Origin of the sequence: Halovenus anhuiensis, assembly GCF_037080055.1 — an archaeon.
In the GTDB taxonomy this organism is placed as follows: Archaea; Halobacteriota; Halobacteria; order Halobacteriales; family Haloarculaceae; genus Halovenus.
Genome location: NZ_JBAOJI010000001.1, coordinates 103,018 through 119,277 on the forward strand (window position 1 = coordinate 103,018; position 16,260 = coordinate 119,277).

General features: G+C 60.8%; 16 protein-coding genes. 8 read left to right on the forward strand and 8 right to left on the reverse strand.

Annotated features, from left to right (window positions below):
* Positions 1-11: 11 nt before the first annotated feature.
* The 5 genes from V8P86_RS00530 to V8P86_RS00550 all read right to left on the reverse strand — a co-directional run bounded on the left by V8P86_RS00530 (position 12) and on the right by V8P86_RS00550 (position 5,969).
* Positions 12-3,143 carry an adenosylcobalamin-dependent ribonucleoside-diphosphate reductase gene (locus V8P86_RS00530; protein ID WP_336325280.1) on the reverse strand — a complete coding sequence of 1,044 codons (3,132 nt, stop codon included), beginning with the start codon at positions 3,141-3,143 and terminating at the stop codon, positions 12-14.
* 326 nt (positions 3,144-3,469) lie between these two features.
* On the reverse strand, positions 3,470-3,898 hold the full coding sequence (locus V8P86_RS00535) for a DsrE family protein (RefSeq protein WP_336325281.1): 429 nt from the start codon (positions 3,896-3,898) through the stop codon (positions 3,470-3,472).
* An 89-nt stretch (positions 3,899-3,987) separates the two neighbouring features.
* Complete coding sequence (locus V8P86_RS00540) at positions 3,988-5,034, reverse strand: glycosyltransferase family 4 protein (protein ID WP_336325282.1); 1,047 nt, start codon at positions 5,032-5,034, stop codon at positions 3,988-3,990.
* 62 nt (positions 5,035-5,096) lie between these two features.
* Positions 5,097-5,477: a helix-turn-helix domain-containing protein gene (locus tag V8P86_RS00545; RefSeq protein WP_336325283.1), complete on the reverse strand. Its 381-nt coding sequence runs from the start codon at positions 5,475-5,477 to the stop codon at positions 5,097-5,099.
* Positions 5,478-5,567: 90 nt separating this feature from the next.
* Complete coding sequence (locus V8P86_RS00550; RefSeq protein WP_336325284.1) at positions 5,568-5,969, reverse strand: universal stress protein; 402 nt, start codon at positions 5,967-5,969, stop codon at positions 5,568-5,570.
* Between the two features lie 101 nt (positions 5,970-6,070).
* Between V8P86_RS00550 and V8P86_RS00555 the strand changes: the two genes are divergently transcribed.
* The 3 genes from V8P86_RS00555 to V8P86_RS00565 are packed head-to-tail and all read left to right on the forward strand — an operon-like array spanning position 6,071 to position 7,390.
* On the forward strand, positions 6,071-6,310 hold the full coding sequence (locus V8P86_RS00555) for a DUF5816 domain-containing protein (RefSeq protein WP_336325285.1): 240 nt from the start codon (positions 6,071-6,073) through the stop codon (positions 6,308-6,310).
* Between the two features lie 60 nt (positions 6,311-6,370).
* Positions 6,371-6,670, forward strand: a complete 300-nt coding sequence (locus V8P86_RS00560; protein ID WP_336325286.1) for a DUF7116 family protein — start codon at positions 6,371-6,373, stop codon at positions 6,668-6,670.
* Positions 6,671-6,709: 39 nt separating this feature from the next.
* Positions 6,710-7,390 (forward strand): LysE family translocator, encoded by a 681-nt coding sequence (locus tag V8P86_RS00565; protein WP_336325287.1) that lies wholly within the window; start codon positions 6,710-6,712, stop codon positions 7,388-7,390.
* On the opposite strand, the gene V8P86_RS00570 is transcribed toward V8P86_RS00565, so the two are convergent.
* From V8P86_RS00570 to V8P86_RS00580, 3 genes are all read right to left on the reverse strand, one after another.
* Complete coding sequence (locus V8P86_RS00570; RefSeq protein WP_336325288.1) at positions 7,391-8,071, reverse strand: HD domain-containing protein; 681 nt, start codon at positions 8,069-8,071, stop codon at positions 7,391-7,393.
* Between the two features lie 248 nt (positions 8,072-8,319).
* Positions 8,320-9,588 carry a geranylgeranylglyceryl/heptaprenylglyceryl phosphate synthase gene (locus V8P86_RS00575; protein WP_336325289.1) on the reverse strand — a complete coding sequence of 423 codons (1,269 nt, stop codon included), beginning with the start codon at positions 9,586-9,588 and terminating at the stop codon, positions 8,320-8,322.
* A gap of 54 nt (positions 9,589-9,642) precedes the next feature.
* Positions 9,643-10,716: a hypothetical protein gene (locus V8P86_RS00580; RefSeq protein ID WP_336325290.1), complete on the reverse strand. Its 1,074-nt coding sequence runs from the start codon at positions 10,714-10,716 to the stop codon at positions 9,643-9,645.
* Between the two features lie 154 nt (positions 10,717-10,870).
* On the opposite strand from V8P86_RS00580, the gene V8P86_RS00585 reads away from it, so the two are divergent.
* From V8P86_RS00585 to V8P86_RS00605, 5 genes are all read left to right on the forward strand, one after another.
* On the forward strand, positions 10,871-12,250 hold the full coding sequence (locus V8P86_RS00585) for a geranylgeranyl reductase family protein (RefSeq protein WP_336325291.1): 1,380 nt from the start codon (positions 10,871-10,873) through the stop codon (positions 12,248-12,250).
* A 58-nt stretch (positions 12,251-12,308) separates the two neighbouring features.
* The gene (locus V8P86_RS00590; protein ID WP_336325292.1) at positions 12,309-12,692 is read left to right on the forward strand and encodes a DUF7987 family protein; all 384 of its coding nucleotides are present in this window, start codon (positions 12,309-12,311) and stop codon (positions 12,690-12,692) included.
* A gap of 68 nt (positions 12,693-12,760) precedes the next feature.
* Positions 12,761-13,573, forward strand: coding sequence for an aldo/keto reductase (locus V8P86_RS00595; RefSeq protein WP_442909338.1), 813 nt, complete (start codon positions 12,761-12,763; stop codon positions 13,571-13,573).
* Between the two features lie 48 nt (positions 13,574-13,621).
* On the forward strand, positions 13,622-14,362 hold the full coding sequence (locus V8P86_RS00600) for a hypothetical protein (protein WP_336325293.1): 741 nt from the start codon (positions 13,622-13,624) through the stop codon (positions 14,360-14,362).
* 78 nt (positions 14,363-14,440) lie between these two features.
* The gene (locus V8P86_RS00605) at positions 14,441-16,216 is read left to right on the forward strand and encodes a PAS domain-containing protein (protein ID WP_336325294.1); all 1,776 of its coding nucleotides are present in this window, start codon (positions 14,441-14,443) and stop codon (positions 16,214-16,216) included.
* Positions 16,217-16,260 lie beyond the last annotated feature (44 nt).

Below are 16,260 nucleotides of genomic sequence, written 5' to 3' on the forward strand. Positions count from 1 at the left end.
CCGCTGTCAGTTCAGCACTCGGACCAGCCGCAGGACTCGCAGGTCTTGCAGCCTTCCGAGTAGTACAGCGAGAGCGCGCCACACTCGGGGCACTCGGGGCTCTCGCCGGCGTCGATGATCGATTGCTGGTCGGTCTTTGCTCCCGCGTCAGCGTTTGCACCGGCTGAGACCGCACCGCCACCGTCAGTTTCCGGTTCGGTCTCGACGCGTCCTGCCTCCGCACTCTCAGCGTCTGCCTCCCCGGCAGTCTCTTCGAGGGTCTGCTGCTGCGGGTACGCTCGCTCGACATCGCCGTCGAGATAGCGACGCATTGCCGTCCCGATGGCGTCGGGAATCGACTGGATCTGTTCGCCCTTGTCCCAGGCGACTTTCGGCGAGCGAATACCCTGCAGTTCGTCGGCGATTTCGTTCGGATCGACGCCCGAACGCAGCGCTGTCGAAATCGTCTTCGCGAGTGCTTCGGTGAAGGAGGCGGTGAAGCCACCGGAGTTGCCGATGTTGGCGAACAACTCGAACGGTCGGTCCTCCTTCGGGTCTTCGTTGATGTTGACGTAGAGTTTGCCGTAGCCCGTGTCGATACGCTGAGTGATGCCGTGGAGCACGTCCGGTCGGCTCTGCTTCTGGGCGAACGGCTGTTCGTTGTCCGCGCTCGCGAGCAGTTCCTCGACCTGCTCGTCGAGAGCTGCCTGCACGTCTTCGTGGTCGAGGAAGCCTTCGATACCGCCGAAGACCTCTTCGATCTGCTCGATGAGTTCGCTCTCGTCCATGTCGGCGAACTCGGTGTTCTGCGCGCGCGTCGTGAGCACCTGCTTGCTACGAGTGCCGTCTCGGTAGTAGGTGACGCCCTTGCCGCCGTGGTCGTAGATGTACTCGAAGACCTCCTTGGCGTCTTCGAGTGAGGAGTCGTTCGGCGCGTTGACCGTCTTCGAGATGGCGGAGTCGACGCCCTGCTGGCAGGCAGTCTGGACGCCGGCGTGTTCTTTGGCGGAAAGCGCGCCCGTCGTGACGAATAGTTCGCCGATGGCGTCTGGCACTGTCGTCAGGCCGTCGACGCCGTCGAACTCGTTGTTGGCCATCTGCTCTTGGGCCTCCTCCTTGACAGCCTCGACGTCGATGTCGTTGTCCTCCAGCGTGCGGAGGAAGTAGTCGTCGAACTCGACGAGCATCTCGTCGCCCTGCACGTCGTCGGAGACGTTCTTGTAGTAGGCGACGTTGTAGATGGGCTCACAGCCGCCGGTAGTGTTGCCGACCATCGAGGTCGTTCCCGTCGGTGCGATGGTCGTCGTGTTGTGGTTGCGCATCGGGAAGCCGTCTTCCCAGTCGTCGGCGTCGAGTCCCGTGTGGTGCTCAAACCACTCGGCGTACTCGGTCGGGTTGGCGTACTTGGATTTGTCCCACTCGCCGAAGGAGCCACGCTCTTTGGCGAGTTCGTGACTCGCCTGTTTGGACTCGTGGTTGATGTGGGTCATCAGCTGCTTGGCGGTTTCGTTGGCCTCGTCGCTGCCGTACTCCATACCGAGCTGGACGTACAGCTGAGCCAGGCCCATGATTCCCAGACCGATCTTGCGCATCTCGCGAACCGTCTCCTCGATCTCGTCGACCGGGAAGTCCGACATCGTAACGACGTTTTCGAGGAAGCGCGTGCCGAGTTCAATCCGGTCGTCGAAGGACTTCCAGTCGATGGCTTCTTCGAGGAAGGCGTCTAGTGCCTCCTCTTGGGTGTCGTACTCGTCGGCGTGACGCTCGCTCCAGACGCGCCAGTCAGGCGCGTTCTTCGCAGCCAGCGTCGAGAGGTTGATGTGGCCGAGGTTGCAGGCCTCGTACTCTTCGAGGGGCTGCTCGCCACACGGATTCGTCGCCAGAATCTCGTGGTCTGGGTGTTCCTCCACGTCGAAGGAGTGTTTCTTGTTGACGCGTTCGAGATAGATGACGCCCGGTTCGCCGTTCTCGTGGGCGCCCTGGACGATGTCGTCCCAGATCTCACGAGCGGGAACGGAGAGCACTTCGCCAGCCTCGACGTGTTCGCCGAGCCCGAACATGTCGTACAGTTCCTTTGTCTCCTCGGTGGCGATGTGGGGTTTCTCGGTACGCGGGTTGGTGAAGGTGAACTCCTCGTCGTTTTTCACCGCGTCCATGAAGTCGTCCGTGATACCGACGGAAATGTTGAAATTCGAGAGGTGCCCTTCCACGGCGTTGCGGAGGTGCTCGGGGACTCGACCCTCGTCGTCGATCAGTTCGCGGGCCTCTTCCAGCGCATCCGCGAAGGAGTTGTGCGTGAAGTCGTCGGGGTCGTTGAGTCGGAGCGTGTTCGCAAGAGAGACGTCCTTGTTCTTGGCGTGGATGAACTGGATCGCGTCGGGGTGTGAGACGCGCATGACACCCATCTGCGCGCCGCGCCGGGCTCCACCCTGTGCGATGGTCTCGCACATCTGATCGTACGTGCGCATGAACGTGATCGGTCCGGAGGCGATGCCGCCAGTCGAGCCGACGGGGTCGCCGTACGGTCGAAGCTTCCAGAAAGCGTATCCCATGCCGCCACCGCTCTGGAAGACCTGTGCGGCCTCCTTGGCCGTCTGGTGAATGTCGTCGATGTCGTCGCCTGGCGAATCGACGAAACAGGCTGATAGCTGCTGGAGTTCGTCGCCGGCGTTCATCAGCGTCGGCGAGTTCGGCATGAAGCCGAGTCGTTCCATCTGCTCCTGAAACTCTGCTGCGGTCTCCTCGACGTGGTCGCGTACTTCGTCGGGGAGTTCCGGAACGATGGTCTCGTAGGCGAACTTATTGACGTTGTACTCGTTCAGGACCGTCTCGACGTCGTCGTCGGCAGTCGTTCCCTTTCCGAAGACTTCCTCGGCCAGTTCGTCCCGCCGCGGATGGTCCGGTTTGAGCTGGTCGGGTGTGACGGTAATCTCCACGTCCTGATTGTCGGCTTCGTAGACGGCCTCGGCCAGCGCGATGTTTTCCGCGACGCGCTCGAAGAGATCCTCCTGCTGTTCGGCGACCTCTCCTTCGGCGTCTTTCTTGAGGTATCGTGCCGGCAGGATGTTGTGATATGCATTCGCCGTCAGCCGCTCTTCGAGGGTGTCTCCCTCGGTTCGTTTGATCGGAAGTGTGAGTTCGTCAGCCGCGAGCTCCTTACTCATTGGCTCCCACCTCGTACCCCTGTTTTTCGTCCGGTACTCCGCCGTGATTGTGCTCCCATTACTATCATTTGTGACAGAGGTTTCATTGGGTTGGACCCAAATATAGGTTTTGTATCCGGGTTCTTTTACGTTCGATTACGTGTCACATCTCGGGTATATCGGTATCGTAGCCACTAACCAGTCGTCGCTTCCTGTTTGAACGGATGCGGTGTAGACTCTTAAGGATGACCGAACCGGAGTGAAAGTGAAACTACGGATAACTATGTCGTAGACTGCGGGGGGAGCCAGAGGTGAAACGGTGGGGGGTTTCACGTGGAGATTGATGGCTATCCGACAGTGAGAATCTCGTAGTCTTCCGCCGCGAGTTGTGCAATCGCGGGCGCGTGTTCGTCGGCGTCGCTCAACAGGTCGACGCCGGAGTTCTTGCAGGCGTCGGCCACGTCGAAGGCATTCGCGCAGTAACCACAGGCGCCGGCGAGCAGACCGCGCTCCTCGATTTTCTGCCAATCGTGGCTGTACGGACGGTCGGGCTGGTCCGCAAATTCCGCGGGCCATTTCGTCGCCTCGCCGTCCAGAAAGAGTTCAACCTCGTATCCTGACTCGGCGAGTTCGAGAGCGTAATTGAACCCGTTGCCAGCAACGGGCGTATCCGACGGCCCTGCGTTCAAAAGCACGGCGTACTTCTGTGAGTGCCGGTCATCTGTCGTCGATTGTGCCTCCGAGTCCGTGCCGAACACCGAACCGAGCAAACTCATACAGGAATCTGCGCGCGACGCGCTGATAATAGCCCCTCGGCTGTGCAGGTACGTCACATCTTCACGGTGCGTTCATATCGGCCGTCGCTTCAGCCGTCTGTGAACTCTCGGTAGGCATCGAGATACTGCTCGATCACCGTGTCGTGGTCGTATCGTTCCCACTCGGCATTTTGCGTCTGGTCCTCGAACTCGCCAGCGTCGACGATTGCGTTTGCGAGTTCCTGCGGGTCGGTGACCCGATAGCTTCGCTCGTAGTTTTCGATCAGTTCGTGCGCGCTGGACTGGGCCTGATACTCGACGATACCGACACAGCCACAGGCCAGCGCCCAGAGCAGTTCCGTGGCGAACTCCTCGCGGTAGGCCGTCTGGACGAAGGCGTGCGCGCCGCGATACAACTCCAGCCGCCGGTCGCGGTCACAGGCTCCGACGAAGGTCACTCGGTCGTCGATCCGCAGATCCGCCGCGTCCTGTTCGTAGGCTTCGCGTTCCGGACCGTCGCCGACAATTGTCGCCGACCAGTCACGCTCGCGCAGTTCCGCGAGGCCCAGAAAGAGACTCTCGATGTTGGCGCTGCCGTCGAGCGGATGGGCGTAGACGATATCGACGTCTTCAGCCGGGTCGACGGAGTCGATCCGGTCGAAGTCGATGCTCTCGGGGACGACCAGTGTCTGGTCTTCAGTCGCGCCGAACTCACGAACACGAGTCCGGACCAGCCGAGAAGGTGTAACGATCCGTGTCGGTTTGGTCGCCGCCCACCCGGTGCGGCGCGTCTGCGGCAGTCGCTGGTCACCGTACCACTCGACGAACAGCGGCGCACGCGCCAGTCGGCTCCCGGTCTTCGCCGCGAGCACCTGTTCGCCGGGGATCGGGCGGGCGTGGACAACGTCGGGGTTGTACGCCGCCAGCAGTGCCGGGAGTCGCGTACAAAACGACGAGAGCGCAGTCCCGAGCGTGACACCTCGGTACCTGACGCCGTCGACCGTCCGCTCGTCGTCGTAGCTGTCCCACCACTGACTGCAGAAAATCGTCACGTCGTGGCCGCGGTCGGCGAGTAACCGCGCAATCCGCTCGAAGCGGCGTGCGCCGGCACTGTCGACCTGCCGAGTCGTCTCCATCGCCACGAACGCGACACGCATACAGAGTGGCGAGGGTGCCGGCGGACAAAAATCCCTCCCATCCCTGCCGGGATCTCCGGAGGTCAGTCCGCCGCTGGCGCCGGGGCGTTCTGCTCGCTCGTCACGGTCAGTTCCAGTCCGCCCTGCAGATCGATCTCCAGATCGGAGATTGCGAGGCTGTACTCACTGGTGTGTGCGCCAGACTGGCTGAGCCGGATCGATTCTTCGAGCAGGCCCGCCTCGGTGAGCTGGTCGACCTTCCGGTAGGCCGTCGAGGAGGAGAGGTCACAAGCGTCACAGAGTTCGGTCGCCGCTAGCGCTTCATTACTCGTGGCTTCGAGAATCGCTCGGCAGTCGGCGTCTTCGAGTGCGCCCATCAATGTCGTGATCTCCGTCTCGTCCTCGATTGTTTGCTCTGTACGCTGAGGGGACCGTCCGAACGTCTGACCTTGCCGTGAACTCATTGTACCTTCTACTACTGGCTCTTTTCACCCCAAGATACACCACGGATATCTGGGCAGGTTTATAAACACCTTCAATATAGTGGTGCCGCGCTATCCTACGGTCACGACCTGACAGTCGAGTCGGCTCCGCAGGAACGATTCGATGTCGGGGTTGTCGGTGAGCCGTCGAATCATCTGTCGCCAGCGGCCGACCTGCTTCTTTCCGATGACGACGACATCCGCCTCCTCGGCGGCGATTTCTTCGAGAATAGATTGCTCGACGAGCAGCCCCTTCCGGACGGAGTACCGGACGTTCGGGACCGTGCCGAACTCCTCTTCGACGGCGGATTTGAGCTGACTTCTCGTCACCTGTTTTCCGTTCTGGTAGAGGTTGATGTGGAGTATCGTCACCGAAGCGTCCGCCTCTTCGGAGGCGATTTTGATCGCCTCCTCGAGCGTTGCCCGCGAGTGATCACTCAACGGATATCTGACTGGGACGACGACCTGCGTCATTCACTCCCGGTTTCGAGCGGGGGCCACCTGAGCGTGTCGACTTCCAGCCCAGGCCTCCGAAGAGGAGTAGCGTCTTTGTGTCTCGGCCGTAACGTTGCGGTATGGACCGCATCACCGGCCCCGAAAAGAGGACGCTGTTCGTCGACCGGACCACAGGCAAACGTGGACAGAAAGGCCCCTTCTTCGTCGTCTACGCCGATAGTGACGCACAGACGCGCTGGGGATTCTTCTGTGGCAACTGCGAAACTGCCGACAGCGCTGTCGACTCGATGGGTCGCATCCAGTGCAACGTCTGTAGCAACCGGACGAAAGCCGAGGAGTGGGACGCTGCTCACGAGTAACTTGTAAGCTATCCGGACAGTAGATACGTTTATGATGTTTGGGGTGGTATGTCATACCGAATGAGTGCTGTGAGCACGTCACTACAGAAGGAGGCCGAATCGATCTTCACTGATCTGGGCTACGAAGTCACGCCAGAGGGGGCTGAGATCCAGGCACAACGGAAATGGCGGGTCGTGCAGGTCACACCGATGGACGAACCGTCGGAGCCGCCGCGTTCGGGCAACTTGCGGTGTTTCGTCACGCACGCGGAATCAGTCTCGACTCTCGAAGAAAAACTCGAACGTGCCGATCCGGAGTACGAGTGGGCGATCATCGGCGTCGAAGACGACGGCTACGAAGTCAGTCGCCGCCCGTCCTGATCATATCGTTTATTCGCTCGCGCGGCCAAGCCGCAGCCGATGGCAGGGACCGTCGTACTGACGATTGGGGCCGGCGTTCTGTTCGGCCTCGCGCTGGCCGCCCCACCGGGGCCGATGAACGCGATTATTGCCGAAGAGAGCGTCCGCCGCGGCTGGTCTGCCGGCTTCCGGGCCGGCCTCGGGGCGATGGTCGCCGACTTCATCTTCTTTCTGCTCGCCGTCGCGGGACTGGTGACGATCATCGAGGCTGCCCCGCGGGTCCGAGCCGGAATGATCGCCGTTGGCGGCGTTCTCATGCTCTATTTCGGCTACGGCGCACTCGAGAGCATCGACGAGACGCTTACGGGTGAAGACGAATCTGGAGAGAACAGAGGGTTTCTCAAGGCCTTCGTCCTCGCAATCACGAATCCCTACCAGATTCTGTTCTGGCTCACTGTCGGGGTTGGATTGCTCTCGCCGGGGACACTCGACGTGCTCAGCGTTCTCCCGGCGGTCGGGGAGTCGCTGGCTGGACTCGTCGTCGTCGAGACTGGCAGTCCGTTGCTGGTCGGCGGGCTGTTCGGGGGCATCGTCGTCTGGATTGTCGGTTTTCCGGCCGCCCTGGTCGGCGGGCGCAACCGGGTCGACAGACTCGCGCCTATCGTCGCGGGCGTGAGCGGACTCGTTCTCCTCGGCGCAGGACTGCTGTTTCTGATCGACGGCCTCTCGACGCTTGTCTAGTCAGGCGTCGGGGTCGATGCCAGCAATCTCGTCTTCGAGCCACTCCTTGAACCACCGGACGCGCTTGAGTCGGCGGTGTGCGATGTCCGTCGCCGTCTGGCTTCGGACTCGCTTCTGGGCCTCCTCGCCGCGTTCGAGCACCCGGCCAACCATCTCTGAGCTATCCATGTGCGTCCGGGATTCGTAGCCCATCCGCAACAGCATGAGCGCGGCCCCGTTGGCCCCGACTTTGTCGAGGATGTCCGCTTCGATCAGACAGCGCGTCTCCAGCGGCAGGTCGTCGATATCACCCTGGTAGGAGTGGTCTTCGATGGCCGAGCAGACCTGGTCGATGAACGAGGCCGGGTAGTCGGTCTGAATCTCCAGATACTCCCGGGCGATGCGCGCCCCTTCCTCGGCGTGGATATCCTGATCCACCTCCAGTTTGGCGATGTCGTGAAACAGCGCCGCGACACGGGTTATGTCGGTGTTCGCGCCCTCTTCTCGTGCAATGTCCACAGCGAGTTCGACCACGTTCCGGATGTGATTGAACCGGTACTCCGCGGAGTGCCACGGATACCAGCGCATTCGCCCACCTTCGTCTTCTGACTGCACGCTCGCGGCCAGATAATCGTGGACGAACTGTTCCATTTCCGCAAATTCCGCATCCGAAACGGGTGACTCGCGAATCTCAACACCCACAGCACCACCTCCCCAATCCGAAACGTACGTTGTTCATCTTATCTTATATATGGTGAGATTAGCTCTTTAGCGTTACGACACCCGATTCGGCCCGATTTCCGGGGCCACGGCGAATCTGAAACCGGCCTCATCTGGTGTGTTCACCGCTGGCATCCCTGTTCTGACCTATGGTAACGAGTGACTATCCCGGAGATACTGTCGGAGTAAGGCAATTATAAGATTCGCGAGTAATGCCAGAAACCGCCGGCTCAGAATTCGATTGCGAAGTGGTTCGCGACGGATCGCTCGGGCATCTCACAGTCGAACCGTTCGCCGAGCAGTCCGGCCGCGAACTCCTCGACCATCCCGTTTGCATCCGCACCCGGAATCGTTCGGAACGCGGCTTCGATGTCGAACTCCTGATCGGCAACGGCCGTTCGGATCTCGGAGGGAGTCGGATCGGACACCCCCTCGGCCAGCGCGGAAACTGCGAGCGCGAACTCGATGCCAGCAGTGAGATATTCGATGGCTCGCTGTTCTGGGTCGTCGACCGACGGAACCGTCGAGAGATACTGCACAGCGTCGGTCTCGTCGATATCTGTCGTCTCGGCCACCCACGACTGAATCTCGTCGGTGGGGGTTTCCTCGTCGAACTGTTCGCGGGCCTGCTCGAACAGATCCGCTTCGACCTCCGCGACCCGATGAAAGACATCGCCGACGACGACTGCATCGGCACCAGCGTCGAGGACGCGCTCGGCGTCGGCCCTGTTGTCGAGGCCGCCGCCGTACCAGATCTGTGACCACGAGACGCCATCGTCGATGGCGTCGAGGATCTCGACGGCCTCGTCTCCCCCGAAGGTTCCCGAGTATTCGAGATAGATGATCTCGCTGTCGAGGTGATGTTGGGCGGCCAGCGCGCGCTCTTTTGCCTCCTGTGGCGTGAGCAGATCCTCTTCGGTGACGTTGGCTTCGCGAGCGGCGGCGCTGTCGGTGTTCATGATGATGTAGGCCTCGAAGACGGCCCGGTTCATCATCATTCCCGCGATGAAATCAGACGCGCGCTCGCCGAACAGGCCATCGAGCGGGAGGCCGATCTTCCGTTCGATCATCTCGGGGCCGAGATCTTCACGCACGTAATTGATCCCCTTGCCGAGCGTTCCGACGAGCGATTCGCTGTCGCCGTTGAGGACTTCGGGCACGGCCAGAAAGTCCGCGTGGTCACGGGTCTTCTCGGTGACGTGGGTCGCCTCGCTGGGCTCGTGGAAGGCGGTCACGCCGCTGTCGGTGAGTAACTCGAAGGTCCGCTCGGTGTTCTCGTCGGTCACGTCCTGTGAACCGCCCACCGAGACGGCGCTCGTATGCGAGAGATAACTCGGGAACAAAAGCGGCAGTTGCTTTTCGCCCTCCGGATCGACTTTCGTGATGTGGGTCCACTCGGAGGGGACCGGGTTCGTTTCCAGGCCCAGCAGCGTCCGGCCGGCAATCGAGACCACCGACGCTGCCGACTCGAACCGTTTCGCGAACTGTGTCAACGACATCTCTTGGTTCACACGTCCGCGCTGGTCGGTAAAAGCGTGTCCACTCGTCGCGAGTTACGCGTCCGGCAGCGTCCGCGGCAGGATACCGGGATCGCCGTCACGGTGGATGTACTCCGTAGCGATGCCGGTCAGCGTCGAGTCCACGGCTGTCGCCTCGACGCGAGCGCGGTCGAGATACCGCTCGCTGATCTCGATGACCGACGCCTTCGCCTGCGGACCAGAGTCGGCGAGCAGGTACTCCGCGGTGACGGGAGTCAACTGCCCCTCCGCCAGATCGACCTCGTAATCGTCGAGGTCGTCGAGCCAGATCTGTGCGCCGATAATCGCCAGCACGATCGATCGCTTGAACGCCGGTTCGATCTCGAACCCGGCCGCCTTGTACATCTCGACCATCCCGTCGTAGATCACACCGACACGGTCGTACTGGGTTTTCAGATAAGGGAGTTCGAGTTCCTCCGCGCTGAACATCGACGGCTCTTCCTCGAAGGTCCCGTACTTGTACCGTTGGCGGATCGCTTCCCGAGCCTCGTCGTCCCCGTCTCTGGCCTGCTGCATCAGCGCCCGGAACTGTTCGTCTTCGTCCTGATGGGCTTCGGAAATGTCGACGGCCCACTCGTAGATCTCCCGGAGTTCGTCGGGATACCGCTCGAACTGCTCGTCGACGCGATCCTGCAGCACCGACTGCGCAATCTCGGCGATCTGCGCTCGATCCGCCTCGTCGGTCGGGAAATCGACCTCGAAGTCCTCGTATTCGTCGTCGTTCAGCGCATCGCGCATGTCCCCGTCGATCAGCGCTTCGACAGCCAGCCGAGTCACGGCTTCTACCTCCTGATGGGAAGCGTCGTCGAGTCGCCGGTAGAGATAGCCGAGGGTCAGTTTCGCCGGCAAGACGAGTTTCGTGTCGTACCCGAAAGCGACAAACTCGTGGCCGAACTCCTCGGCGACGGCCTCCTCGACAGCGCCGAAGGCGTCGTCGATCATCTCCTCGACTGCGGCGTCGACTCGTCGCTTCAGTCCGAGACTCCCGGCGTCGAACACGCCCGTATCGGCGTAGTAGCCGAAGACGGCACGGACGGCTGTCGGCATTGCATCCACGGCGGCGACTCGGCCGGCCCCTCGCCTGAGCATGGTTGTCTCTCCTGTCTACCGTGTCTCCCCTTCATCCTGTCGGTCCGGCCCCCCGATAGCGCTGCGATTCCCGGAATCCGACCAGACACCCGGGCCAGGTTCCTAGATGGAGATATTGGGGTTTTTTATGAAATAGGGTACAAGACGCTCTGTAATGACAACGGATACCCGCGATATCGTCGTCGTCGGTGGCGGCACGGCTGGCTGTTTCGCCGCCGCGACGGCCGCACAGGACGGCCTCGACGTCGCCCTCCTCGAACGAAAAAGCGAGGCGGACGCCGGCCACATCGCCTGTGGTGACGCCATCAAGGGCAAGAGTACGTTCCCGGATGTGATCGATCTCGACTACCTCCGCGACGAGTCGTTCACCAACGAGAACATCCAGCGTGCTCACTTCATCAACCCGAAAGGCCCGAACTACGACATTCCGTTCGAGGGCGAGTCCGGTGCTGTCGTCGACCGCAAACGGTACGGCGAAGTCCTGGTCGAAGAGGCTGACCGGGCTGGTGTCGACATCCAATTCAACACCGTTGTTCAGGATGTCGTCCAGAACGGTCGGGTAACCGGTGTGACGGCGATTCGGGAGGGCGATCCGGTGGAGTACGAAGCAGATGTCGTCATCGACGCTGCCGGCGCACTCTCGCTTTTGCAGGACAAGGTCGATTTCGAGGGGACGAACTACGACACGAACGTCGATTACTCGCAGTTCTGTTCGGCCTACCGGGAGGTCATCGAAACCGACCAGCCGGTCGACTACGACGACGCTATCGTCTTCAAACCGACCGAAGAACTCGGCTATCTCTGGTATTTCCCGCGAACCGATCGGGAAATCAACGCGGGCCTTGGCTTTCAGATGGACCAGCCCCCAATGCCGCTGGTGGACGTCCTCAAGAATGATCTGGAGAACCAGCCGGAGTTCAGAAACGCCGAGGTCAAAGACAAACTCGGCGCGGCCCTGCCCACTCGCCGGCCGTACGACTCCGCAGTCGCGCCCGGATTCATGTCCGTCGGCGACGCCGCTGCCCACGTCAACCCGACGACCGGTGGCGGGATTCCCGGGGCCGCGAAGGCAGGTCACTGGGCGGCCGAAATTGCCGGCGAGGCCATCGCCGATGGCGATCTGAGCGAGTCGGCGCTGTGGGAGTACAACCAGCGCGTCCAGACCGACTTCGGCAAGCGATTCGCCGCGATGGACCTGTACAACATCTTCGGGACCGCTCACGAGGTCGACGAATTGACCGACGTGGTGACCGCACTGCCCGGCGAGATGCTGATCGATCTGATGGGCAAAAAAGGCGAGACGACGCTCGGACTCGTCGACAAACTCAAAACCGGACTCGTGACCGCTATCGAGACCCGCGGCCACTGGAAAGTCCTCTACGAAGGGTATCAGGTGAGCAACCTCGCCTCGGAACTCAAGGGAATCTACGACGAATACCCCGGAACGCCCTCGGAGTTCGAGGCCTGGCAGGCCAAACGTGACGAACTGATGGACGAGGTTTACGAAATTACCGGCGCGGAGCCGAAATACTGAGTCGTGTCTCTGCTCTGACTCCAGATAGCTATTTCTTCAGTCGAGGTACCAGTATCGTATGCCAAACTCGCAGCCCGATTCGTCGGTTTCAGACTCGCTGGGCGGATCGAGGTGGGAGATGTTACTCGGCGTTGCTTACGTCGTCGCTGGCGTTGCACTGTTTGCCGGTCTCCTGACGGATTCGTTCGGTCTCTCTGCCGCTGTTCTCGGGAGTCTCTTGCTGTTGATCGTCCTCTCGCTGGGCACGATTATCCGCCGTGAAGGACTCATCACCCCGGAAAACAAAGTCATCGGGGGTTGCGTTCTCGCGGCGATGGGGTTGCTGTTCGGATGCTCGCAGTATACTGAGTTCTCTCGGGAACTGATCTTCGGTGTCGTCTTTCTCGTCGGCGTGATCGTTCCGCACCTGCTGGTGCAGTATCTCGGCTACGGGGGCGACTGAGTGTCAACGGACCGGGAGAGATCTCGGGTTTCCAAACGCCTATTCCGCTGACGCCCCCACCACTGAATATGAGCGTACCAACAGTCTCAGGCATGCCGATGCTCGGTCTCGGAACGTGGCAGAACGACGATCACGACGCGTGTGCAAACAGCGTCGAGACGGCTCTCAATATGGGCTATCGACACATCGACACTGCACAGGCCTACCATAACGAAGACGCCGTCGGTGAGGGTATCGCGGCGGCGGACGTGGACCGCGACGATATTTTCCTCGCGACCAAGATCTGGATCAGCAACCTCTCCCGAGAGGACGTACTCGAAACGGCTCAGAACAGTCTCGACCGACTCGGAACGGACTACCTCGATCTGTTGTACATCCACTGGCCGGCCCGAGAGTACGAACCTGAGGAGACGCTCGCGGCGTTCGACCAACTGTACGACGAGGGCAAAATCGAGCGGGTCGGCGTCTCGAATTTCGAGCCTGAACACATCGACGAGGCCCAGGAGACTCTCGACGCGCCGGTCTTCGCGAACCAGGTCGAGATCCACCCGTTCCTCCAGCAGGAGGAACTGCGCTCGTACGCCGACGAGAACGACGTCGAACTGGTCGCGTACTCGCCGCTCGCCCGGACGGAGATTTTCTCGGATCCGACGCTGGGAGCGATTGCCGACGACCACGGCGTGAGCGAGGCACAGGTCGCGCTCGCGTGGCTGCGCGAACACGACATCACGGCGATTCCGAAAGCAACCGGCGAAGAACACATCCAGGATAACTGGGAGAGTCGGGCGCTCGAACTCACGGCGGAGGAGATCGAACGGATCGACGGAATCGACCGACGGGAGCGACAGGTCTACCCCGATTTCGCACCGTCGTCGTGGTAAGCTACCCGAGTACGAAAACATATACCGGGGGCAATCAAACGGTGGGATATGGCAGCCGGGAATCGCGGTATCGCCGACGCGATCAAATACGATCTGACGCTTATGCACGAGACGTGGATGGAGCTTTTCTATCCGCGTCAGCGAAACGCCGAGAATACCGTTCTCGGGAAGTACGAGCCCGAAACGACTGGAAAACGGTTGCTCTATCAGCTCGTCTCGGTGCTGGGTCTGTTGATCGTCGCCGTCTCGTATCCACTTCTGTTGACCGGATATTTCGTGCGGTTTCAGGCGCGGAAGCTGAACGTCACTGCGGCGCGACTCGGTCTGTTCGGCGTCATTCTGGTGTTTGTTGCACTCTGGGGAGGACTCGTCGCGCTGATCTGGTTCGGCTTCCAGAGCACCTTCAGCACCGTCGAGATTATCGCTATCGGTGCCGCCGGTGCCGTCGCAGTCGTCTCTTCGGCGCTTTCGTACGGCTTCTGGAAACTGGGCGGTCGCGGGACGACGATTCTGCTGGCATATCCCTTTGCGATGACTGCGCTGTTCCTGCCGCCGGTCGTCGCCGCACTCTTTCACCCAGTCCTCGAAGACGTGATCATCGCGCGAAGTGACGAACTCGCCCAGGACCTCTTTCAGGCCAGCCCGATGTTCGTCCAGGAGCAACTCGGACAGATCGACCGCCAGGAGGCCCACCACGTCATCATCTGGTTCGTCTTCTCGTTCCCAATCGGCTGGATTCTGGGCCTGCTGGTCTCGCTTGCGGATCTGATCCGCCCAAAGAACGGGTAAGGTTCGCATCCGAAACGGGCCGTCCAGGAGCGTAGTTGTTGGGTCACATTCATCACGGTCCGTCCAAATGTAGACAGTATGTCCGGAGCGATTCAGGTTCTCCACGTCGACGACGATCCGAACCTTGCGGACCTGGCGGCGACTGTTCTCGAACAGGAGGCCGAGGAACTGTCCGTCGAGACAGCCCTTCACCCGGACGAGGGGTTCGAGCGGCTGAAATCCAACGGGTTCGACTGTATTATCTCAGACTACGAGATGCCCGACCAGAACGGCATCGAGTTTCTCGAAACTGTCCGCGAGGAATATCCTGATCTGCCGTTTATTCTGTTTACCGGTAAGGGGAGCGAAGAGGTCGCCAGCGATGCAATCTCCGCCGGAGTCACGGATTATCTGCAGAAAGAGTCGGGAACCGACCAGTACGCTGTCCTCGCGAATCGCATTCAAAACGTCGTTGACGCCTACCAATCCGAGCGGAAACTCGAAGAGCGAACCCGCCGGCTGGAGACGCTCATCAGCAATCTTCCGGGCATCGTCTACCGGAGCGAAAACGAACCCGAATGGCCGATGGAGACTGTCGAAGGCGAGGTGACAGAACTTACCGGATACTCGGCCGACGAACTCAAATCCGGCGACGTGATCTGGGGTGAGGATATCCTCCATCCAGAAGAGCGCGACCGGATATGGGACGCCGTTCAACGGGGACTGGCCGAGGATGGGACCTTCGAGGTCACCTATCGGATTATCGCCTGCGATGGAACAGTCAAGTGGATGTGGGAGCGGGGCCGGGGTGTCTACGAGGAAAATGGAGAGCTAGAGGCGCTGGAGGGCTTTATCACTGACATCACGGACAAAAAGGAGTGGGCCGAGCGGCTTGACGCCTACATCGATAACAACTCGGACATTCTCGGTGTGGTGAACGAGAGCGGCGTTTTCGAGGATCTCTCCCCGTCGGCCGAGGACGTGCTGGGGTACGAACCCGCCGAACTCGAAGGGAGTCCAGTGTTCGAGTACATCCATCCCGACGACCGCGAGCGAATCGGCTCCGAGTTCGCCGACCTCGTCGAGAGCGGCGAGACCAAACGCGTCGAGTATCGGTTCAAACAGTCTGACGGTTCGTGGGCGTGGTTAGAATCGGTCGCGAGTGATCGCACCGAATCGCCGCTGTCGGGCTACGTCATCACCACGCGAGAGATCACTGACCGGAAGCGGCGCGAACAGGAGTTAGTCGCCCAAAACGAGAAACTCGACGCTTTCACGAGTTTCGTCTCTCACGACCTCCGCAACGCACTCAACGTAGCGACGCTGCGGCTGGATCTGGCCGAACGAGAACACGAGAGCGACCACCTGACGGCGATCGAACAGACGCTCGACCGGATGGAACAACTCATCGAAGACCTGCTGATTCTCGCTCAGCGCGGTGAGACGGGCGGCCAGACGGATCGTGTGCGACTCGAACGGATCGCGCGGGGAGCGTGGGCGAATCTGGATGCCCCCGACGCCGAACTGGACATCGACGTGTCGGGATCGATCCAGGGAGACGAGAGCCGTCTCACCAGTCTGGTCGAGAACCTCTTCCACAACGCAATCGAGCACACTGACGGGGCTGTCACCGTTACCCTCGACCGGCTCGACGCCGGAGAGGGGTTTTATGTGGCTGACGATGGCCCGGGACTCTCGAAAGAGGCACAGAACCGCCTATTCGAGACTGGCTACTCCACCAAAGACGACGGAACAGGTCTTGGCTTAGCTATCGTCGAACAAGTCGCCATCGACCACGGATGGGATGTTACCGTTACCGAAAGCACCGACGGCGGGGCCAGATTCGAGGTGACCGGTGTCGAGTTTTTCGACTAAAGGCAGCGTACAGTTGGTAGCCTGCTGGTGGTTTCACCATCCGT